This is a genomic window from Citrobacter sp. wls613 (genome assembly GCF_005281195.1).
In the GTDB taxonomy this organism is placed as follows: Bacteria; Pseudomonadota; Gammaproteobacteria; order Enterobacterales; family Enterobacteriaceae; genus Citrobacter; species Citrobacter gillenii.
This window is the reverse complement of record NZ_SZXN01000030.1, coordinates 16,809-17,664: the sequence shown is the minus strand read 5'-3', so window position 1 is coordinate 17,664 and position 856 is coordinate 16,809. Positions and strand designations below refer to the sequence as shown.

Below are 856 nucleotides of genomic sequence, written 5' to 3'. Positions count from 1 at the left end.
CACGGCGGGTGATTAGCCCTTTCCACTGCTGCCCACCGGCATATGTCCAGCGCTGCAATTCTTTGCATGCGCCGGGCAAGTCGCCGGAGTTAAGTTTTTTCAGCAGAGTGGATTTACCGAAAGCACCAGACCCGACGTTGTAAGCAAACGAGTACAGCGCGGCGCGGGTGGTTACAGGTATTTTTACCTTGATAAGCGGATCAATCTGGTTAGCGACTTTGTACAGGTCATCATTCAGGAGAGCATCGCATTCTTTGTCCGTGTAACGGTGACCGCGGCGGATATCGTTGCCAGTGTGTCCATCACATACCGTCCATACACCGACTACGTCCTGATACGGATAATATCTGCGTCCTTCCAGACCATCAGCATTACCCAGCATTACCGCGGCAATCGTAATAGCGCCGGATCCGCCAAGAATCGCACCAACCAGTTTATTCCTGAGCGTCGGGTTCATCGTGGCTCCTGCTGCGTCGATTATCTTCGCGGATCTTGAAATAGAGGTTTGTCAGATACGTCAGTACGGCAACGACTATGCCAACGAGTACGCCAATGGCGTTCCACTGCTCAGGACTGTAGGCGTTAAGCATGCCGTTCAGGATGCTACCGGCAGAAGCGCCATAGGCTGCACCAGTGGTTAGTTTTTCCATGCGATACATGCTCTCACCTCGCGTTGTTAGCGGGTGCTGTGTCGTAGTAGGGGAAAGGCCGTCCGACACGATAGCTACGTGGCTTCTGAGGGTGATTGTCGGCGGCCTGAATAAAGAGCCCACGGCGCGGTGGGCAAGAGGGTAAGGCATGTTTGGCTCTGCGGCCTGATTTCCCAGCTGGCGGGATTTGGTGCAATAAAAAAGCC

The 856-nt window shown here is 54.0% G+C and carries 2 protein-coding genes; both read right to left on the bottom strand.

The window, feature by feature from the left end; translation table 11 throughout:
* Positions 1-457 (bottom strand): lysozyme (locus FDX01_RS04400; RefSeq protein ID WP_137399306.1); only part of this gene is annotated, 457 nt, incomplete at its 3' end.
* Complete coding sequence (locus tag FDX01_RS04395) at positions 435-659, bottom strand: class II holin family protein (protein ID WP_137399302.1); 225 nt, start codon at positions 657-659, stop codon at positions 435-437. The genes FDX01_RS04395 and FDX01_RS04400, both read right to left, overlap by 23 nt.
* Between the last annotated feature and the right edge of the window lie 197 nt (positions 660-856).

Excerpts from the sequence above, each read along its gene's own strand:
- FDX01_RS04395 (WP_137399302.1), bottom strand. The coding sequence starts at position 659 with ATGTATCGCATGGAAAAACTAACCACTGGTGCAGCCTATGGCGCTTCT.